The following is an 18,494-nucleotide window of genomic DNA, read 5'->3' as shown; positions in this document are numbered from 1 at the left end:
GGGCCGCATCGATAGCTGTGCAGAACGATCTGCTAACACTCTGCCGTACGAGCGCTCTGCGGCCCCGCCTAAACTCCAATGATCGTTCCCACGCTCCGCGTGGGAATGCCTCCATCGACGCTCCGCGTCGCCGGGCCACCACCGATTCAAGGATGAATCCATGGGCAGAAGCCGCTACACGATCACAGAACCGGATCAACCCCACTTCCTCACCTGCACGGTGCTGGAATGGCTCCCCCTGTTCACACGACCCGCCCTCGTCACTCTGTTGCTGGACTGCTGGCGTTATCAACAAGCCAATCAGGGACTGCGCCTGTATGGTTACGTTGTGCTGGAAAACCATCTGCATTTCGTCGCGCAGGCACCCGAGTTGAACACATGCCTGCGCAGCTTCAAGTCATTCACCGCACGTCAGATCATTGATCACCTTCATGAGAACAACGCTGAACGCGCACTACAACGCCTGCGCTTCAGCAAGCGCGCTCACAAACACGACCGGGTCTATCAGTTCTGGCAGGAAGGCTCACACGCCGAACTGGTGTGCAGCGAACAGGTCATGCGCGAAAAGCTCGACTACATCCATCACAACCCGGTGAAACGTGGTTATGTCGATCAGGCGGAGCACTGGCGATACTCCAGCGCTCGCAACTATGCAGGGCTGGAGGGGCTGATCGAAATTCAGCGTTGGTGCTAGGTCATGACGTGCTGTGACGCGGAGCGTCACGGGCTGCGTTCCCACGCGGAGCGTGGGAACGATCGGGGGTGCGGGGCCGCATCGATAGCTGTGCAGCACGATCTGCTAACACTCTGCGGTACGAGCACTCCGCGGCTGCGCCTAAACTCCAATGATCGTTCCCACGCTCCGCGTGGGAATGCCTCCATCGACGCTCCGCGTCGCCGGGCCACCACCGATTCAAGGATGAATCCATGGGCAGAAGCCGCTACACGATCACAGAACCGGATCAACCCCACTTCCTCACCTGCACGGTGCTGGAATGGCTCCCCCTGTTCACCCGCCCCTCCCTTGTCACTCTGCCACCCTGCGCGCGTTCGCGCGACCTGAAAGGGAGACTTGGGAAGCACAGGGTTACAAACACACAAAATTATCGTTTTACAGTAATTAATTACTGCAATATAGTCATTAAACGCCCACCCTTTCGGGCGCTCTCCAGATCGCTCCCCGACAATAAGGACGTGTTATGACCTCCGATCGCCTGGCCCACCACAGCCGCCTACTGGCCTCCGCCACCTTGCTGCTGATCATTGCCATGCTGCTCGTCAATATCGCCTGCTGGTTCTATCCCAGCCTGGTCAGTGACTACGGCGTGGGTTTCAACCTCGGCTCGATGGCCACCGAGTACAACGTGAAAGTCGATGACATGCCGTGGTGGCAGGTCGCGGGCTGCATCCTGCTGTCGAGCATTCCGCTATTGATCCTGGCCCGCGGGCTGTTTGCCTTGCGCAGCCTGTTCCAGGCCTATAGCCAGGGCGATTACTTTTCCCCGGACTCCGCCGAACGGCTGGGCAGGATCGGCAGGAGTGTCGGTTTCTGGGTACTCGCCACGTTCCTGCTGGAACCGGCCCTGAGCGTGTGGATGACCTTCCTGTTGCCCGAGGGCGAGCGCATGCTGACCCTCGGCTTCAGTTCGGCACAGGTGGTGGCCCTGTTTCTCGCGGCCTCGATCATGCTGATCGCCAGAATCCTCTACAACGCCTGCTCGCTGGCCCGTGAAAACCAGCAGTTCGTCTAGGACAGCACCATGCCGATCGAAATCAAGCTCGATGTCATGCTCGCCCAGCGCAAGGTCAGGTCCAAGGATCTCGCGGCAGCCATCGGCATCACCGAACAGAATCTCTCGCTGTTGAAGCAGGGCAAGGTCAAAGGCTTCCGCCTGTCGACCCTGGAAGCGATCTGCAGCTTCCTCGATTGCCAGCCAGGTGACCTGCTCGCCTATCGGGCCACCCCGGAAGAAGCCGTGGCCGCCGTCCCACGGGACTCTTGATTTTCGGTAAAGAGTCCTTTTCCCCATCACCTATTTTTCTCAAAGATAGCGATGGGGATACTCCTGGTCATTCCCACTGTCATTCCAGGAGTCACCCATGTCTGTTCCCGCCTTCGGCCTCGGCACGTTCCGCCTGCAGGGCCAGGTCGTCATCGATTCGGTCAGCACCGGCCTCGAACTGGGCTACCGGGTCATCGATACCGCACAGATCTACGAGAACGAAGCCGAAGTCGGCCAGGCCATCGCCGCCAGCGGCGTGGCCCGTGACGAGCTGTTCATCACCAGCAAGATCTGGGTCGCCAATTTCGCCAGGGACGCGCTGATCCCCAGCCTCAAGGAAAGCCTGCGCAAGCTGGGCACCAATTACCTGGACCTGACGCTGATCCACTGGCCCTCGCCCGAGGACCAGGTACCGGTCGAGGAGTTCATGGGCGCGCTGCTGGAAGCCAGGCAACTGGGCCTGACCCGCCAGATCGGCATTTCCAACTTCACCATCGACCTGATGAAACAGGCCATCGCCGCCGTCGGTGCCGACAACATCGCCACCAACCAGATCGAACTGCACCCCTACCTGCAAAACCGCAAGGTGGTGGAGTTCGCCCAAAGCCAGGGCATCCAGATCACCTCCTACATGACCCTGGCCTATGGCGAGGTACTGAAGGACCCGGTGATCCAGCAGATCGCCGCGCAACACCAGGCCACTGCGGCCCAGGTCACCCTGGCCTGGGCGATGCAGATGGGTTATGCGGTGATTCCGTCCTCGACCAGACGGGATAACCTCGCCAGCAACCTCAAGGCCCGCGAACTGCGCTTGAGCGACGCCGAGATGACCTTGATCGCCGGCCTGGAGCGCGGCCAGCGCCTGACCAGCCCCAAGGGCATCGCGCCAGACTGGGACTGATCGCCCCGCCCCCTCAGATCAGGTGGTTGCGCTTGGCGAACTCCGCCAGCGCGACCACCGACTTGAGGTTCAGCTTGTCGATCAGGCGGGTCTTGTAAGTGCTGACGGTCTTGTCGCTCAGCAGCATCAACTCGCTGATCTCCTTGTTCTTCATGCCACGGGCGATATACCGCAGGATGCTCAGTTCCCGGTTGCTCAGGTTCTCGATCTGCCGTGACTCGGATTCATTGACGCTGGCGGCCGTGCGCCCACGGTCCTCCAGGCGCGGGAAGAAGCTCTTGTTGAGCATCACCGCCCGCACCGCCAATTGCAGCTCGTCGAGCTCGGCGGTCTTCGACACATAGCCCAGGGCGCCGGCGCGCATGCAGCGTTCCGAATAGAACTCCGGCGATTGTTCGGTCAACACCACGATCTTGCTCGACAACCCCAGCGTGGTGATCCGGGTGATCACCTCGAGGCCGTCGAGCCGGGGAATGTTCAGGTCCATCACGATCAACTGCGGTTCGAGTTCCCGGGCCCGCTGCACCGCATCGACGCCGTTATCGGCCTCGGCCAGCACTTCAAAACCGAGCTTCTCCAGCAATATCTTGATCGCCAGGCGAACGAACGGGTGATCATCCACAATCAGTGCGTTACGCATCCGCAAATCCTTGAGAAGTACGCCGGCCACTGCTTGAGACGGGAACGTGCTTGCATCGATCAGTAAGGGAAGACAATCCAACCCCATAGAGTGTAGGAAACTTCCTGGAACTTGCCTTGGCGCACGGGCTCGATACCTCAGCCGTCGGCCGGATGGGGCACGCACTTTAGCGGGCGGTCCCGGCAAGATATGTAGGAATAATCCCAAGACTGTCCCGCCGGAACGGAAGATCGCGGCCGCCCGGCAGGAAGCCGGCAGGCCACGCGGGTCAGTCGGTGGTGCTCGGGCTCCAGAACGCCTGCTGGACCAGGCTCGATGTCGACAGGCGCGCCACCAGCGCATCCAGCTCGTCGCCGTCCACCGAAGTGATCGCCAGGGTCGCCTCGATTTCCACATCCTCGTCGCCGAACGGCCGCACCTCGACGTCACTGGCCGGGAAGTTGCTGCGTTCCAGCTCCTTCTCCAGCAACGACATCACGGTCTTCTGCTGGTCGCGCCCGGCGATCAGATAGAGGATATAGGTGACCTCCGCCGACACCACATCCAGCGGCTGGCGGTTGATGTAGTTGACGATCGGCCGCAGCAGGGTGTTCGCCGCCAGCACGAACAGGGTCCCCAGGAGCGCCTCGAGGATCAGGTCGGCACCGGCGCAGGCACCGACCGCCGCCGAGGCCCAGAGCGTCGCCGCGGTGTTCAGGCCGCGGACATTGCCCTCTTCGCGCATGATCACCCCGGCGCCGAGGAAACCGATGCCGGAGACCACGTAGGCCACCACCCGTACCGCGCCCTCGGCGCCGCCGAGGCGGTTGGCCATGTCGACAAAGATCGCCGCGCCCACCGCCACCAGCACATTGGTGCGCAAGCCGGCGGTGCGCTGGCGGTACTGGCGCTCGAAACCGATCAGGCCGCCAAGGATAAACGCGGCGCTGAGGCTGACCAGGGTGTCGACCAGCGAGTCGAGGTTGATGTTGTCGAGGGCCTGCATTCACTCACTCCTTGATCATGCTCCTGATTATTGCCAGCCGAACCTGCGGATATAGAACCCCTTCACCGCCTGCGTCAGCGCCATGTACGCCAGCAGGATCACCGGCAGGAACACGAAGTACAGCGACGGCAACGCCTGCAGCTTGAAGTAGTGCGCCAGCGGGCCCATCGGCAGGAAGATCCCCACCGCCATGATGATTGCCGTCATCGCCATCAGCGGCAGCGCCGCGCGGCTTTGCAGGAATGGAATCTTCGGCGTGCGGATCATGTGCACGATCAGCGTCTGGGTCAGCAGGCCGACCACGAACCAGCCCGACTGGAACAGGGTCTGGTGGTCCGGGGTATTGGCATCGAAGACATACCACATCAAGGCGAACGTGGTGATGTCAAAGATCGAACTGATCGGCCCGAAGAAGAACATGAAGCGACCGACATCCGCCGGCTGCCAGCGTTGCGGCTTACTCAGCATTTCCTGGTCGACATGGTCGAACGGAATGACGATCTGCGAGATGTCATACAGCAGGTTCTGCACCAGCAGGTGCATCGGCAGCATCGGCAGGAACGGGATGAAGGCACTGGCCACCAGCACCGAGAACACATTGCCGAAGTTCGAGCTGGCGGTCATCTTGATGTACTTGAGCATGTTGGCGAAGGTCCGGCGGCCCTCCAGCACGCCCTCCTCCAGCACCATCAGGCTCTTTTCCAGGAGGATGATATCCGCCGCTTCCTTGGCGATATCCACCGCGCTGTCCACCGAGATACCGATATCCGCGGTGCGCAGGGCCGGCGCGTCGTTGATGCCGTCGCCCATGAAGCCGACCACATGGCCGTTGGCCTTGAGCAGGCGGACGATGCGTTCCTTGTGGGACGGGGTCAGCCTGGCGAACACGTTGGTGGTCTCGATCGCCTTGGCCAACTGCTTGTCGCTCATGCGCTCGATATCGTTGCCCATCAGCAGGCCCTGCTGCTCCAGGCCGACCTCGCGGCAGATCTTCGCCGTCACCCGTTCGTTGTCGCCGGTCAGCACCTTCACCGCCACGCCGTGTTCGGCCAGGGCGCGCAGGGCCGGCGCGGTGCTTTCCTTGGGCGGGTCGAGAAAGGCCACGTAGCCGATCAGGGTCAGGTCCTGTTCATCCGCCAGGCTGTAGATATCGCCACCGGCCTCCATGGCGCGCGCGGCCACGGCCACCACCCGCAGGCCTTCTTCGTTGAGCGCCGCGGTGACCTGACGGATCCGCGCCAGCAGCGCGTCGGTCAACGGCTCCTCGGCATCGCCATGGCGCACCCGCGTGCACACCGCCAGCACTTCCTCGACCGCGCCCTTGCAGATCAGCAGGTGCGGATGGTCCTGCTCGACCACCACCACCGACATGCGCCGGCGGTTGAAGTCGAACGGGATCTCGTCGACCTTCTGGAACGCGGTGCCGACCTGCAGCTCGCGGTGCACTTCGACGTGTTCGAGCACGGCGACGTCCAGCAGGTTTTTCAGGCCGGTCTGGTAGTAGCTGTTGAGGTAGGCCATTTCCAGCACGTCCTCGGACTCTTCGCCCCAGACGTCGACATGCCGGGCCAGGAAGATCTTGTCCTGGGTCAGGGTGCCGGTCTTGTCGGTGCACAGCACGTCCATGGCGCCGAAGTTCTGGATCGCGTCCAGGCGCTTGACGATGACTTTCTTGCGCGACAGGAACACCGCGCCCTTGGCCAGGGTCGAGGTGACGATCATCGGCAGCATTTCCGGGGTCAGGCCGACGGCGATGGACAACGCGAACAGCAGCGCCTCCATCCAGTCGCCCTTGGTGAAGCCGTTGATGAACAGCACCAGTGGCGCCATCACGAACATGAAGCGGATCAGCAGCCAACTGACCTTGTTGACCCCGTGCTGGAACGAGGTCGGCGCCCGGTCGGTGGCGCTGACGCGCTGGGCCAGGGCACCGAAGTAGGTGTTGTTGCCGGTGGTCAGGATCACGGCCGTGGCCGCGCCCGAGACCACGTTGGTGCCCATGAACAGGATATTGTCGAGGTCCAGCGGGTTGGTGGTGCTGGGGTCGATCTGCCGCGGGAATTTTTCCACGGGCATCGATTCGCCGGTCATCGCCGCCTGGCTGACGAACAGGTCCTTGGCCGTCAGCACCCGGCAATCGGCGGGAATCATGTCGCCGGCCGAGAGCACGATCAGGTCGCCGGGCACCAGTTGCCTGATCGGCAGCTCGATGCGCTGGGCGCCCTGGATCTGCACCGCGGCCCCGTGGAACCTGCCGAACACCGGCGAGGTGTCGGCGGCGAAATCGCGGCGCATGACCGTCGCGGTGTTGCTGACCATCGCCTTGAGCGCATCGGCGGCCTTGTTCGACTTGGCCTCCTGCCAGAAACGCAGCAAGGTCGAGAGCACCACCATGGAGAAAATCACCGTGGCCGCCTTCAGGTCGTCGGTCAGCCAGGAGATCAGCGCCAGCAGGGTCAGCAGCAGGTTGAACGGATTCTTGTAGCAGTGCCACAGGTGGGTCCACCACGCCAGCGGCTGCTCGTGCTCGATCTCGTTGAGGCCGAACTTCTCGCGCAGGGCCTGGGCCTGGGCCTCGCTCAGGCCATCGGCATGGGCACCGAGGCGTTCCATCAGCCCGAGCGGATGGTCGTTGGCCGCCGTCGCCAGGGTCTGCGCCAGGGTCGGCGGGACCTCACGGCTGACGCTGGCGTCGGTGATGCTCTCGAACAGGGCCAGACGGCGGAAATGCCGGGCGAAATGCCGGGTCCGCAGGAAGCCGGCAAAGAATTCTTTCAACAGGGTGAGTTTCATGAATATCGCTTCTCGCTTTCGGGCGAGACAACGACAGGGAAGCTGCGCGTTATCTTGCCGAGACTGTGCCGGTCATGGAGACCGACCGCCTACTGCCACTCGAACAAGTGCCCACATGGGCCTCCGCGGGGGATGAAAACGCGCGAAGCTTACACTTCGTCATTTGCACGGGTAAACGGTAACGGCGTGTTTCACGGCGCTACCGAAAGATTCTTCAGGAAGGGTTCAGGTTGAGGGCGCGGGCCGCGTCATTCACGGTCCCACTGACGCATGCGCACGCGACAGTGTTTCATGGCATTGACGATATGTTTTTCCACCAGGCTGCGGGAAATGCCCAGGCGCTCGGCGATCTGCGGATGCGACAGGCCGTCGAGCTTGCGCAACAGGAAACTGTCGCGGCACAGGCTCGGCAACTCCGCCAGGGCCCGCTGCAACATGTCCAGGCGCAAGCCATGGTCCAGCGAGGTTTGCGGGGAAGGACTGAAAAACCGCTCATCGCTGTCGAGCACTTCCAGCGACTCGTTCTGGCGCACGGCGTTGCGCCGATAGTCATCGATCACCAGGTTCAATGCCGTGCGATAGAGAAAGGCCCGCGGCTGTTCGATCGGCGTATCGCTGGAACGCTCCAGGACCCGCACATAGGCGTCATGCACCACGTCTTCGACACCATGACGATTGCCCATCTTGGCATTGAGGAAACACACCAGTTCGCGGTAGTAGTTTTCCAACATGACTCCTGTCCGCACAGTCGGCGGGAGCTGTCCTTGAAACCATCGACAAGGTCCGCGGCAAGGACGTCCCGATGATGTCAGTTTGAGGGGTCGTAATTTATAGTAATTCTCATATAGATTTAAAGTACCCCTGGGCAAAAGCCCGAAATGTTTCGAAAAAAAGCCCTGGGCAAAGGCTTAAATTACCGCGGCGAGCCCTCGTCTATTGGACAGCTTCCGTGTTTGTCGCCCGGCGACAACAAGCGCCGCCGGGCGAAACAGCCCCACCGGCGTGGCAACGGACCGACCTTCCACCGGCTGGAACCCTGCATGAAACGTCCCCGACGCACCCGACGCGCGCTGCTTGTCTCACTGTGCCTGATCCCTGTCGTTGCCTTCGCCGCCTGGCAGATCCTGCCGCCAGGGCGGGACAGGTTCGCCACCGTCACGGTGAACCGCGGCGATATAGAAAGCAGCGTGACCGCCCTCGGCACTCTGCAACCGCGCCGCTATGTCGACGTCGGCGCCCAGGCCTCCGGGCAGATCCACAAGATCCACGTTGAAGTCGGCGACCAGGTCAAGGAAGGTCAGTTGCTGGTGGAAATCGATCCGTCCACCCAGAAGGCCAAGCTGGACGCCGGGCGCTACTCCATCGAGAACCTCAAGGCCCAGCTCCAGGAACAACGTGCCCTGCACGACCTGGCCCGGCAGAAATACCAGCGCCAGCAGCAGCTCAATGCCGGCGGCGCGACCCGGGTCGAAGACGTGCAGAGCGCCCAGGCCGAAATGCGCACCACCCAGGCCCGCATCGACATGTTCCAGGCGCAGATTCTCCAGGCGCAGGCCAGCCTGCGCAGTGACGAGGCGGAACTGGGCTACACCCGTATCTACGCGCCCATGGCCGGCACGGTGGTCGCCCTCGACGCCCGGGAAGGCCAGACCCTCAATGCCCAGCAGCAGACCCCGCTGATCCTGCGCATCGCCAAGCTGTCGCCGATGACGGTCTGGGCCGAGGTTTCCGAGGCCGATATCGGTCACGTCAAGCCAGGCATGAACGCCTACTTCACCACCCTCAGCGGCGGCAACCGGCGCTGGAACAGCAGCGTGCGGCAGATTCTGCCGGTACCGCCCAAGCCGCTGGAGCAGACCAGCCAGAGCGGTGGCAGCCCCAACAGCAGCAGTAAAAGCGGTGCCGCCCGCGTGGTGCTCTATACCGTCCTGCTGGATGTCGACAATGCCGACCAGGCGCTGATGGCCGAGATGACCACCCAGGTCTTCTTCGTCGCCGACCGTGCGCAAAACGTCCTGACCGCGCCCATCGCCGCCCTGCAGGGCGGTGCGCAGCCCCATGTACAGAGCGCACGCGTGGTCAACGCCAAGGGCGAGATCCAGACCCGCGAAGTCCGTACCGGCATCAGCGACCGCCTGCGCATCCAGATACTCGACGGACTGGTCGAAGGTGACCACCTGCTGATCGGTCCGGCTGTCGGTAGCGGAGGCTGAATGCAAACGCCACTGATCGACCTGCAGGACATCCGCAAATCCTATGGGGGAGACGACAGCCCGCTGGTGGAAGTGCTGCGAGGCATCGACCTGTCGATCCATGCCGGGGAGTTCGTCGCCATTGTCGGCGCCTCCGGCTCGGGCAAATCGACGTTGATGAACATCCTCGGCTGCCTCGACCGCCCGACCTCCGGCAGCTATCGCTTCGCCGGCGAGAACGTCGCCGAACTCGACAGCGACGAACTGGCCTGGCTGCGCCGTGAAGCCTTCGGCTTCGTATTCCAGGGCTATCACCTGATTCCTTCCGGCTCGGCCCAGGAAAACGTCGAGATGCCGGCGATCTATGCCGGCACGCCCGCCGCCGAACGCCATGCCCGGGCCGCCGCCCTGCTCGACCGGCTGGGCCTGGCGAGCCGCAGCGGCAATCGTCCGCACCAGCTGTCCGGCGGCCAGCAACAGCGGGTATCGATCGCCCGGGCCCTGATGAACGGCGGCCATATCATTCTCGCCGACGAACCCACCGGCGCCCTCGACAGCCACAGCGGCGCGGAAGTGATGACGCTGCTCGACGAACTGGCGAGCCAGGGTCATGTGGTGATCCTGATCACCCACGACCGGGAAGTCGCCGCCCGCGCCAAGCGCATCATCGAGATCCGCGACGGCCTGATCATCAGCGACACCGCGCGGCACAACCCCGAAGTCCAACGCAGCGCCAACCCTTCCGCCCTGCAGGCCGTGGACCTGCGCCAACGCCTGAGCGACGGCAGCGAATACAGCGGCGCCTGGAAGAGCGAGTTGCTGGAGGCCGTGCAGGCGGCCTGGCGGGTGATGTGGATCAATCGCTTCCGCACCGCCCTGACGCTGCTCGGCATCGTCATCGGCGTCGCCTCGGTGGTGGTCATGCTGGCGGTCGGCGAAGGCAGCAAGCGCCAGGTCATCGCCCAGATGGGCGCCTTCGGCTCGAACATCATCTACCTCAGCGGCGCGCCCTCCACCCCGCGCGCGCCCCTGGGCATCATCACCCTCGACGACGTGGCCGCGCTGTCGGCCCTGCCCCAGGTGAAAATGATCATGCCCGTCAATGGCAATGACGCGGTGGTGCGTTTCGGCAGCCTCGACCACACCGCCTATGTCGGCGGCAACGACACCCAGTTCCCGGCGATCTTCAACTGGCCGGTGGTCGAGGGCAGCTACTTCACCCAGGCCGACGCCAGCGCCGGGGCCGCCGTGGCGGTGATCGGCCACAAGATTCGCGAAAAGCTGTTCAAGGACATCCCCGATCCCATCGGCCAGTACATCCTCATCGAGAACGTGCCGTTCCAGGTAATCGGCGTGCTCCAGGAAAAAGGCGCCACCTCCGGCGAGACCGACAGTGACGAACGGGTCGCGATTCCCTACTCCGCCGCCAGCACACGCCTGTTCGGCACGCGCAATCCGGAATATGTGGCGATCGCCACCAGCGACGGACGCAACGTCAAGGAGGCCGAGCAGGCCATCGACCAGGTGATGCTGCGCATGCACAACGGCCGGCGGGATTTTCGCCTGACCAACAACGCCGCGATGATCCAGGCCGAAGCCCGCACCCAGAACACCCTGTCACTGATGCTCGGCTCGATTGCCGCCATTTCCCTGCTGGTCGGCGGCATCGGCGTGATGAACATCATGCTCATGACCGTGCGCGAACGTACCCGGGAAATCGGCATCCGCATGGCCACCGGAGCCCGCCAGCGGGACATCCTGCGCCAGTTCCTGACCGAGGCGGTGATGCTCTCGGTGGTCGGCGGCCTCGCGGGCGTGGTATTGGCCCTGGGGGTTGGCGGCGTGCTGCTGCTGGGCAAGGTCGCGGTGGCGTTCTCCCTCGCCGCCGTGGTCGGAGCCTTTGCCTGTGCCCTGGTTACCGGTGTCATCTTCGGCTTCATGCCTGCCCGCAAAGCTGCCCGGCTCGACCCGGTTACGGCCCTTACCAGTGAATGATCGATCTATGAAGCCGCAACTCTCCCTGCTCACGGTCTGCCTGCTGCTCAACGCCTGCAGCGGCGCGCCGCCAGGTTCCAACAGCGGCCTGGTGCCGCCGGCCAACTGGCAGTTTGAACAACAACGCAGCACGCAACAGGACACCCGCCAGTGGTGGCGGCAATTCGGCAGCCCGGAGCTCGACCAGTTGATCGAGCAAGCCCGCCTCGGCAGCTACGATGTCGCCGCCGCCGTGGCCCGGGTCCGCCAGGCACAGGCCTCGGCCGTGATCGCCGGCGCGCCCCTGCTGCCGGAAGCCAAGCTGAGCCTCAATGCCAGCCGCAGCAAACTGCTGCACGGCAACGACAATGCCGACAGTGACAACAACAGCAAGAGTTTCGGTGCCAGTCTCAGCGCCAGCTACGAAGTGGATTTCTGGGGCGGCCTGGCCGCCGCCCGCGACAGCGCCCTGCAGAGCCTGCGCGCCAGTGAATTCGACCAGGCCACGGTGGAGCTGACCCTGCTGGGCGGCGTCGCCGATCAATACGCCCGGACCCTGTCCGCCCGTGAACAGGAGCGGATTGCCGAGTTGAACCTGATCAACGCGCAAAGCGTGCTCAGGCTGGTCCAGACCCGCTATGACTCGGGCTCGACCACCGCCCTGGAGCTGGCCCAGCAGAAAAGCCTGGTGGCCGCCCAGCAACGCCAGCTGCCGCTGATCCGGCAACAGGCCCGGGAGTCGCTGATCACCCTCGCGGCGCTGCTCGGCCAACCGGTGCAGAACCTGAAGATCGGCACCCAGGCCTTTTCCAGCCTGAACTGGCCGGTGATCGGTTCGGGGGTTCCCAGCGAACTGCTGAGCCGGCGTCCCGACATTGCCAGGGCCGAAGCCCAACTGGCGGCGGCGCAGGCCGATGTCACCGTGGCCCGGGCGGCGATGTTGCCGAAACTGACCCTGGGGGCCAGCCTGGGCTCGGAATCGACCATCGCCTCCGAAGCCCTGCGCACGCCGTTCTACAACCTGACCGCCGGCCTGGTGGCGCCCATCTTCAACAACGGCCGGTTGCGGGCCGAACGAGACAAGGCCACGGCCCGCCAGGAGGAATTGCTGGAAACCTATCGCGGCTCGATCGTCAATGGCTTCGCCGATGTCGAAAAGGCCCTGAACAGCATCAGCGGCCTGGACCAGCAACGACGCTGGCAGGATGAGGAACTGCAGCAGGCCAGGACGGCCTTCGAGATCTCCCAGAGCCGCTACCAGGCCGGCGCCGCCGACCTGCTCACCGTGCTGGAAACCCAGCGCACGCTCTACGCCGCCCAGGACCTCAACGTACAGCTGCGCCTGTCCCGACTGCAGGCCAGTATCGAGCTGTACAAGGCGCTCGGGGGCGGCTGGCAGGCGCCCTGACGGGCAAGCCCCCCGCAAGCTTGAAATACCCGCCTTTGAGGAGCCGGCCTGCCCCGACAAGCCGGTTCCGACAGCGCCGCGACTTAGAACAAGCGGTCCTTGAACGACAGGTGACGGGCATACCAGGGACGTCGCGGAACCCGCCGCAACAGGTCGCCGACGCTTTTCTCCTCGGTAAAGGTGATCCGCAGCGCCAGCTTCATGGTTTCCGGATCCATCTCCACCGACTTGCCGACACTCAGGCCCGGCGTGGTGCTGCAACCATGGGTGCTCGGGCCGAGCCAGGGATCATCCACCTCGACCCAGCGTCCTGGTGCGAACCAGGGCACGCCATTGACCTCCAGGCGTGACACCTCGCCCGGATGAAAGCGCTCGTGGGCCCGAAACCAGTCTTCGATACGGTCATCGATCCAGCCGTGGAACAGCCAGAACACCGGGTTCACATGGGACGAGAACGGGTCGCCGAGAAAGTCGTTTTCCGGCTCGTACCAGCGCGGGGCAAAGTCCATGAACTCACGTGCCATCGGCACCGGCGCACTGTTGGAAGGATCACGGGCCACGGACGCCCAGCGCATGTGCAACCAGTCATGCAGGCCCAGTTCCAGCTCGGAACCGAACTGGCCCAGGGTCAACTTCGACAGGTAGCGCGGATCGCCGTACTGCGATTCCCATACCTGGAAATTGCTGTGGTAGGTCTCGGCACTCTTGATGTCGCCGACCCACTTGCTGTAGTCATCGTCATCCTCGGCCAGCCAGGTCGGCGGTACCGACCAGCCGTCGTGGTTGTCGAAGTACCGGGCGAAACCGGCCCGATCGCGTTCCAGCTCGGGCTGGGGCTGCGGGAAGCGGGTCCACGAGGGCAGCGCCTGGTACTGGCGCGCCGCCCGCAGCATGTGCCGGTGCATGAAGAAGAAGTCGATGCCCGAACCGTTGCGGTCCTTGCGTGGCCCCCGGGCATCCCGCTCCTTGTCCCGCGGACCGGGCTGCCAGCCGATCCCGCGCAAGCCGTTGCGCTTGTCTTCGGACAAGGTGTGCCATTTGTCCCGGGTGGCGTGCCAGAGCTGGTGAAACAGGCGGTGCTCGGGCGACACCAGCGAGGCCAGCAACGGCGCCCCGAGGGCGATCCGCTCACGGGCCTCGGGGAAGACCTGCTTGCTGGCGACAAGACGATTATCCAGTTGCCGCGACGCCAGCGGGCGGTCGAGACGATCGATACGACCGCTGAGCGTGCCGGTGCCGGCATTGCCATAAGTGGCCCAGACTTCATCCAGGGTCAGGCTGAGCTCGTACTCGGGGATGTCCTGCCCGACACGGACCAGACGCCAGAACAGGCGGGCTCCGTCGGCGACCGCCAGATCGCCCAGCAGGCGAAAACGCGGCTCGGCGTCACTGCGCAGGGCCTCGGCGGTATCGATGAAACCGCGTACCCCCCGCCCCCGCGGGGCAATATCGACAAACAGTTCCAGGCCCTTGAGCGGCAAACCGTCAAGACCGCCATCGCGCCCCTCGAAACGCAGGTTCCAGACCCCGCGCAACTGGTTGGCCAGGCGCTGGCCGGCGGTGTCGGGCAGATCGACCGTGGCCTCGCCCGGGGTAATCGGGTCATCCTCCCGCATCAGTTCACGGTGCGCATAATAAGCCGCGGGGATGGCGGCGCCGGTCAGCGCCAGGCCCGCTATGAACCCTCGTCGAGAAATCGTCATCGCCCTACCTGTGTCAGCCCTGAAGCAGGCTTTATCCAAGCTAGAACGTTGCACCCGCGGGGAAATTTAGCCCGCGACAGGCCACCCGGGGCCTAAATTGCGTGCCCCTCCACTCGTTCTTCCCAGATAGCGAAGGCCCTTGTGCCTGCCTGCGACCTGCGAACCAGAATGAGATGGCAATGACAAAACCGCGTTCGAAAAAGGCTCTCTATATCGGCCTGCCCCTGGCCCTGGCCATTTCCGCTGCGGCGGCCTACCTGACCTGGGACTACTGGCCCAATCCGGGTTACTCGCTCAAGGTCATGAAACAGGCGGACGAACTCCAGGACCGGATCATTTCCTTCGACAGCCACATCACCGTGCCCCTGACCTTCGGCACCGAAGGCCGCGAGGCCGACAAGGACGGTTCCGGCCAGTTCGACCTGGTGAAGGCCGCTCGCGGGCGCCTGTCGGGCGCGGCACTGACGGTGTTCGGCTGGCCGGAAATCTGGAACGGGCCGAATGCGCCACACCGTCCGACGGCGGGCTTCGTCGACGAGGCGCGCAAGCAGCAGGAAGTGCGCTACAAGATCATCACCGGCATGGTCCGCGATTTCCCCAACCAGGTAGGGATCGCCTATACCCCCGACGACATGCGGCGCCTGCACGGCGAAGGCAAGTTCGCGATATTCATCAGCATGCTCAATGCCTATCCGCTGGGCCATGACCTCGACCTGCTGGACACCTGGACCGCGCGCGGCATGCGCATGTTCGGCTTCAGTTATGTCGGCAATAACGACTGGGCCGATTCCTCGCGCCCGCTGCCGTTCCTCAACGATACCCCCGACGCCCTCGACGGCCTGTCCGATATCGGCAAGCAGGCCGTGCACCGCCTCAACGACCTCGGGGTGATCATCGATGTCTCGCAGATGTCGACCAGGGGCCTGGAGCAGGTCAGCCAGTTGAGCCGCACGCCGATGGTCGCCTCGCATTCGGCGCCACGGGCCCTGGTGGATATCCCGCGCAACCTCAGCGACAAGGAAATGCAACTGATCAAGAACAGCGGCGGCGTGGTCCAGATCGTCGCCTTCCCGGCCTATCTGCGCCCCCTGAGCCAACCCACCCAGGACAAGCTCAATGCCCTGCGCAAGCGCTTCGACCTGCCGCCACTGCCCAACCTGGCCATGGCCCTGATGCCCGGCGATCCGATCATCACCGTCTGGCCCGAGCAACGCTTCGGCGAGTACGCCAGCGCGCTCTACGCCATTCTCGACCAGGAGCCCAAGGCTGACCTCAAGGACTTCGGCAACGCCATCGACTACGCCGTGAAGAAGATCGGCATCGACCACGTGGGTATCAGCTCCGACTTCAACGACGGTGGCGGCATCGACGGCTTCAAGGATGTCAGCGAGGCCCGCAACGTGACCGCCGAGCTGCTTGAGCGCGGCTACTCCGAGGCCGATATCGCCAAGCTCTGGGGCGGCAACTTCCTGCGGGTCTGGGACGAGGTGCAAAAGGCCGCCAGACGCTGATCTCGAGATCGCCGCAAAGGTGGCGGGCAGGCTTGCCCACCCGCCGCCCAACCACCCTGACAGCTCAAGTGAACGCCCCCATGACTGACCGCAGAACCTTTCTCAAACAGGCCGGTGTACTCGCCGCCAGCCTGCCACTCGGTGTGAGCCTGACGGCCCGGGCGGCCAGCACGCCGCCCCTGCCCCGGGACAAATGGGCACAGCTGCGCCTGCTGTTCGACCAGGATCCCGACTACCTGCACTTCTCCAACTTCCTGGTCACCTCCCACCCCAAGCCGGTGCGTGACGCCATCGAACTGCACCGCGCGGCACTCGACCGCAACCCCGGCCTGGCGATGGACTGGGACCTGGAGGAAACCTGGAAGCGCGAAGGCCAGGTCCGGCTCGCCGCCGGCCGCTACCTGAAGGCCAGGCCGGGGCAGATCGCCCTGACCGGCAGCACCACCGAAGGCCTGGCGATGATCTACGGCGGCATTCATGTGCGTCCCGACCAGGAAATCCTCACCACCGAGCACGAGCACTACTCGACCCGCAACATCCTGCGGTTGCGCACCGAACGCGAAGGCACCCAGGTGCGCAAGATCAGCCTGTTCAAGGACGCCCACCAGGTCTCGGCCGATGAAGTGCTCGGCAACATCGCCCGCGCGATCAAGCCGCAAACCCGTGTCCTGGGCATGACCTGGGTGCAGTCGGGCAGCGGCGTCAAGCTGCCGATCGGCGAGATCGGCAAGCTGGTGGCCGAACAGAACCGCAACCGCGACGACAAGGACAGGATCCTCTACGTGGTCGACGGCGTGCATGGCTTTGGCGTGGACAACCTCGACTTCCCGGACATGCACTGCGACTTCTTCATCGCCGGCACCCACAAGTGGATGTTCGGCCCGCGCGGTACCGGGATCGTCTGCGCCCGCTCGGAAGAAGTACGCGACGTCACGCCCCTGGAACCGACCTTCTCCGAAGACACCAACTTCGCCACCTCCATGAGCCCCGGCGGCTATCACGCCTTCGAACACCGCTGGGCCCTGGACAAGGCTTTCGACTTGCACATGGAACTGGGCAAGGCCGATGTCCAGGCGCGGATCCATGCCCTCAACAGCGACCTCAAGCAGCGCCTGCAAGCCGATTCGCGGATCGAGCTGGTGACACCCATGAGCCCCGAACTGTCAGCCGGCTTCAGCTTCTTCCGGGTCAAGGGCCAGGACAGCGACAAGGTCGCCGCCTACCTGATGAAGAACAAGGTGGTGGTCGACGCGGTGGATCGCGATGTCGGGCCGGTCGTGCGAACGGCGCCGGGACTGCTCAATACCGAAGCCGAGCTTGATCGCTTCATGACCCTGCTCGGCAAACAGTCATGAGCACAGCGCACCCCCGACACTTTCAGACTTCTGTTCCTTGCCTGCGAGAAATCCGATGAAATCCAACCTGCTCACTGTCCGGCCTCGCGCCTGCCTCTGGTCCGCCCTGACCCTCGGTACCCTGCTCGGCGCCTGGCTGCCGGGCGTCACGCTCGCCGCCACCGCGCCACTGCCGGGCAAGGTGTTCAAGGACTGCAAGGACTGCCCGGAAATGGTCGTGCTGCCGGCCGGCACCTACACCATGGGCTCGCCCGAGGACGAACTCGGCCGCGAGCCGGACGAGGGACCGATGCACGAAGTCACGTTCAAGAAGGCCTTCGCCATCAGCCGTTTCCAGGTGCTGAGCGGCGAGTGGAACGCCTACATCCGCAGTTCGGGCTACAAGATGCCCGACGGCGATGACCGGCCCGGCCGCGAATGCCTCGCCGGCCAGCCGCGATATCCCATGAGCGACCGCCAGCCGGCGGTGTGCATGGATTTCCACGAAGCCCAGGCCTACACCGAGTGGCTCTCGAAAAAGACCGGCAAGGCCTATCACCTGGTCAGCGAAGCCGAGCGCGAATATGCCGTGCGCGGTGGCAGCACGGGGCCGTTCCCCTTCCCGTTCGATGAAGGCAAGGAATACAGCATCGCCAAGCACGCCAACACCTACGGTCCGGCGGACGGCTTCAGCTACACCTCGCCGGCCGGCAGCTTCCCGCCCAACGCCTTCGGTGTCTACGACGGCCACGGCAATGTCTGGGAATGGACCGCCGACTGCTATGTCGACACCTACAAAGGTGCCCCGACCGATGGCAGCCCGCGACTCGACAGCCAGGAATGCGAGGAGCGCCGTTCGATTCGCGGCAATGACTGGACCGAAGCGCCGATCTTTTCCCGTTCCGGCAACCGCAACGAACGCAGCGCGATCACCCGCGGCGACTGGCTGGGCTTTCGGGTTGCCCGCGAGCTCTGACGCTAAATCACGGCCAGACCCTCTCGTCCTTTAAGAGATCAAGGCGCCGCCCCACCCGGCGGCGCCGACGAACC

15 protein-coding genes and 1 pseudogene are annotated in these 18,494 nt (G+C 64.1%); 11 read left to right on the top strand and 5 right to left on the bottom strand.

The window, feature by feature from the left end:
• The first annotated feature begins 160 nt into the window (after positions 1 to 160).
• The 5 genes and pseudogenes from KI243_RS09940 to dkgB all read left to right on the top strand — a co-directional run bounded on the left by KI243_RS09940 (position 161) and on the right by dkgB (position 2,904).
• Entirely contained in the window at positions 161 to 694 is a 534-nt protein-coding gene (locus tag KI243_RS09940) for a transposase (RefSeq protein ID WP_212810751.1), read from the top strand.
• Positions 695 to 927: 233 nt separating this feature from the next.
• A pseudogene (locus KI243_RS09935) lies at positions 928 to 1,029 on the top strand (transposase); the annotation flags it as partial.
• A gap of 170 nt (positions 1,030 to 1,199) precedes the next feature.
• A complete protein-coding gene (locus KI243_RS09930) occupies positions 1,200 to 1,751 on the top strand; it encodes a DUF2975 domain-containing protein (protein WP_212810750.1) in 552 nt (183 codons plus the stop codon).
• A gap of 9 nt (positions 1,752 to 1,760) precedes the next feature.
• Positions 1,761 to 2,003 carry a helix-turn-helix transcriptional regulator gene (locus KI243_RS09925; RefSeq protein WP_017125761.1) on the top strand — a complete coding sequence of 81 codons (243 nt, stop codon included), beginning with the start codon at positions 1,761 to 1,763 and terminating at the stop codon, positions 2,001 to 2,003.
• Positions 2,004 to 2,100: 97 nt separating this feature from the next.
• Positions 2,101 to 2,904: a 2,5-didehydrogluconate reductase DkgB gene (dkgB, locus tag KI243_RS09920; RefSeq protein ID WP_212810749.1), complete on the top strand. Its 804-nt coding sequence runs from the start codon at positions 2,101 to 2,103 to the stop codon at positions 2,902 to 2,904.
• 13 nt (positions 2,905 to 2,917) lie between these two features.
• Here the strand turns inward: dkgB and KI243_RS09915 are convergent, their stop codons facing one another.
• The 4 genes from KI243_RS09915 to KI243_RS09900 form a co-directional block, all read right to left on the bottom strand.
• Positions 2,918 to 3,544, bottom strand: coding sequence for a response regulator transcription factor (locus tag KI243_RS09915; RefSeq protein WP_017125759.1), 627 nt, complete (start codon positions 3,542 to 3,544; stop codon positions 2,918 to 2,920).
• Positions 3,545 to 3,812: 268 nt separating this feature from the next.
• Positions 3,813 to 4,529, bottom strand: a complete 717-nt coding sequence (locus tag KI243_RS09910) for an MgtC/SapB family protein (RefSeq protein WP_017125758.1) — start codon at positions 4,527 to 4,529, stop codon at positions 3,813 to 3,815.
• 27 nt (positions 4,530 to 4,556) lie between these two features.
• A complete protein-coding gene (gene mgtA / locus KI243_RS09905; protein WP_212810748.1) occupies positions 4,557 to 7,322 on the bottom strand; it encodes a magnesium-translocating P-type ATPase in 2,766 nt (921 codons plus the stop codon).
• A gap of 248 nt (positions 7,323 to 7,570) precedes the next feature.
• A complete protein-coding gene (locus tag KI243_RS09900; protein WP_017125756.1) occupies positions 7,571 to 8,053 on the bottom strand; it encodes a sigma-70 family RNA polymerase sigma factor in 483 nt (160 codons plus the stop codon).
• Between the two features lie 309 nt (positions 8,054 to 8,362).
• Between KI243_RS09900 and KI243_RS09895 the strand changes: the two genes are divergently transcribed.
• Genes KI243_RS09895 through KI243_RS09885 form a run of 3 tightly spaced genes read left to right on the top strand, consistent with a single transcriptional unit; the run spans position 8,363 to position 12,896 of the window.
• A complete protein-coding gene (locus tag KI243_RS09895) occupies positions 8,363 to 9,535 on the top strand; it encodes an efflux RND transporter periplasmic adaptor subunit (protein ID WP_177084902.1) in 1,173 nt (390 codons plus the stop codon).
• On the top strand, positions 9,536 to 11,509 hold the full coding sequence (locus tag KI243_RS09890; RefSeq protein WP_017125754.1) for a MacB family efflux pump subunit: 1,974 nt from the start codon (positions 9,536 to 9,538) through the stop codon (positions 11,507 to 11,509).
• Between the two features lie 7 nt (positions 11,510 to 11,516).
• The gene (locus KI243_RS09885) at positions 11,517 to 12,896 is read left to right on the top strand and encodes an efflux transporter outer membrane subunit (protein ID WP_212810747.1); all 1,380 of its coding nucleotides are present in this window, start codon (positions 11,517 to 11,519) and stop codon (positions 12,894 to 12,896) included.
• 83 nt (positions 12,897 to 12,979) lie between these two features.
• On the opposite strand, the gene KI243_RS09880 is transcribed toward KI243_RS09885, so the two are convergent.
• Positions 12,980 to 14,599 carry a PvdJ/PvdD/PvdP-like protein gene (locus KI243_RS09880; RefSeq protein ID WP_212810746.1) on the bottom strand — a complete coding sequence of 540 codons (1,620 nt, stop codon included), beginning with the start codon at positions 14,597 to 14,599 and terminating at the stop codon, positions 12,980 to 12,982.
• 179 nt (positions 14,600 to 14,778) lie between these two features.
• Between KI243_RS09880 and pvdM the strand changes: the two genes are divergently transcribed.
• The 3 genes from pvdM (at position 14,779) to KI243_RS09865 (ending at position 18,420) form a co-directional block, all read left to right on the top strand.
• Positions 14,779 to 16,110: a pyoverdine-tailoring dipeptidase-like protein PvdM gene (pvdM, locus tag KI243_RS09875; RefSeq protein ID WP_017125751.1), complete on the top strand. Its 1,332-nt coding sequence runs from the start codon at positions 14,779 to 14,781 to the stop codon at positions 16,108 to 16,110.
• 80 nt (positions 16,111 to 16,190) lie between these two features.
• The gene (locus KI243_RS09870; RefSeq protein ID WP_017125750.1) at positions 16,191 to 17,465 is read left to right on the top strand and encodes an aminotransferase class V-fold PLP-dependent enzyme; all 1,275 of its coding nucleotides are present in this window, start codon (positions 16,191 to 16,193) and stop codon (positions 17,463 to 17,465) included.
• A 55-nt stretch (positions 17,466 to 17,520) separates the two neighbouring features.
• Positions 17,521 to 18,420: a formylglycine-generating enzyme family protein gene (locus KI243_RS09865; RefSeq protein WP_017125749.1), complete on the top strand. Its 900-nt coding sequence runs from the start codon at positions 17,521 to 17,523 to the stop codon at positions 18,418 to 18,420.
• Positions 18,421 to 18,494: the final 74 nt, after the last annotated feature.

Source organism: Pseudomonas sp. Ost2 (genome assembly GCF_018326065.1).
GTDB classification, from domain to species: Bacteria; Pseudomonadota; Gammaproteobacteria; order Pseudomonadales; family Pseudomonadaceae; genus Aquipseudomonas; species Aquipseudomonas gingeri.
This window is presented reverse-complemented; position numbering and strand designations above follow the sequence as displayed.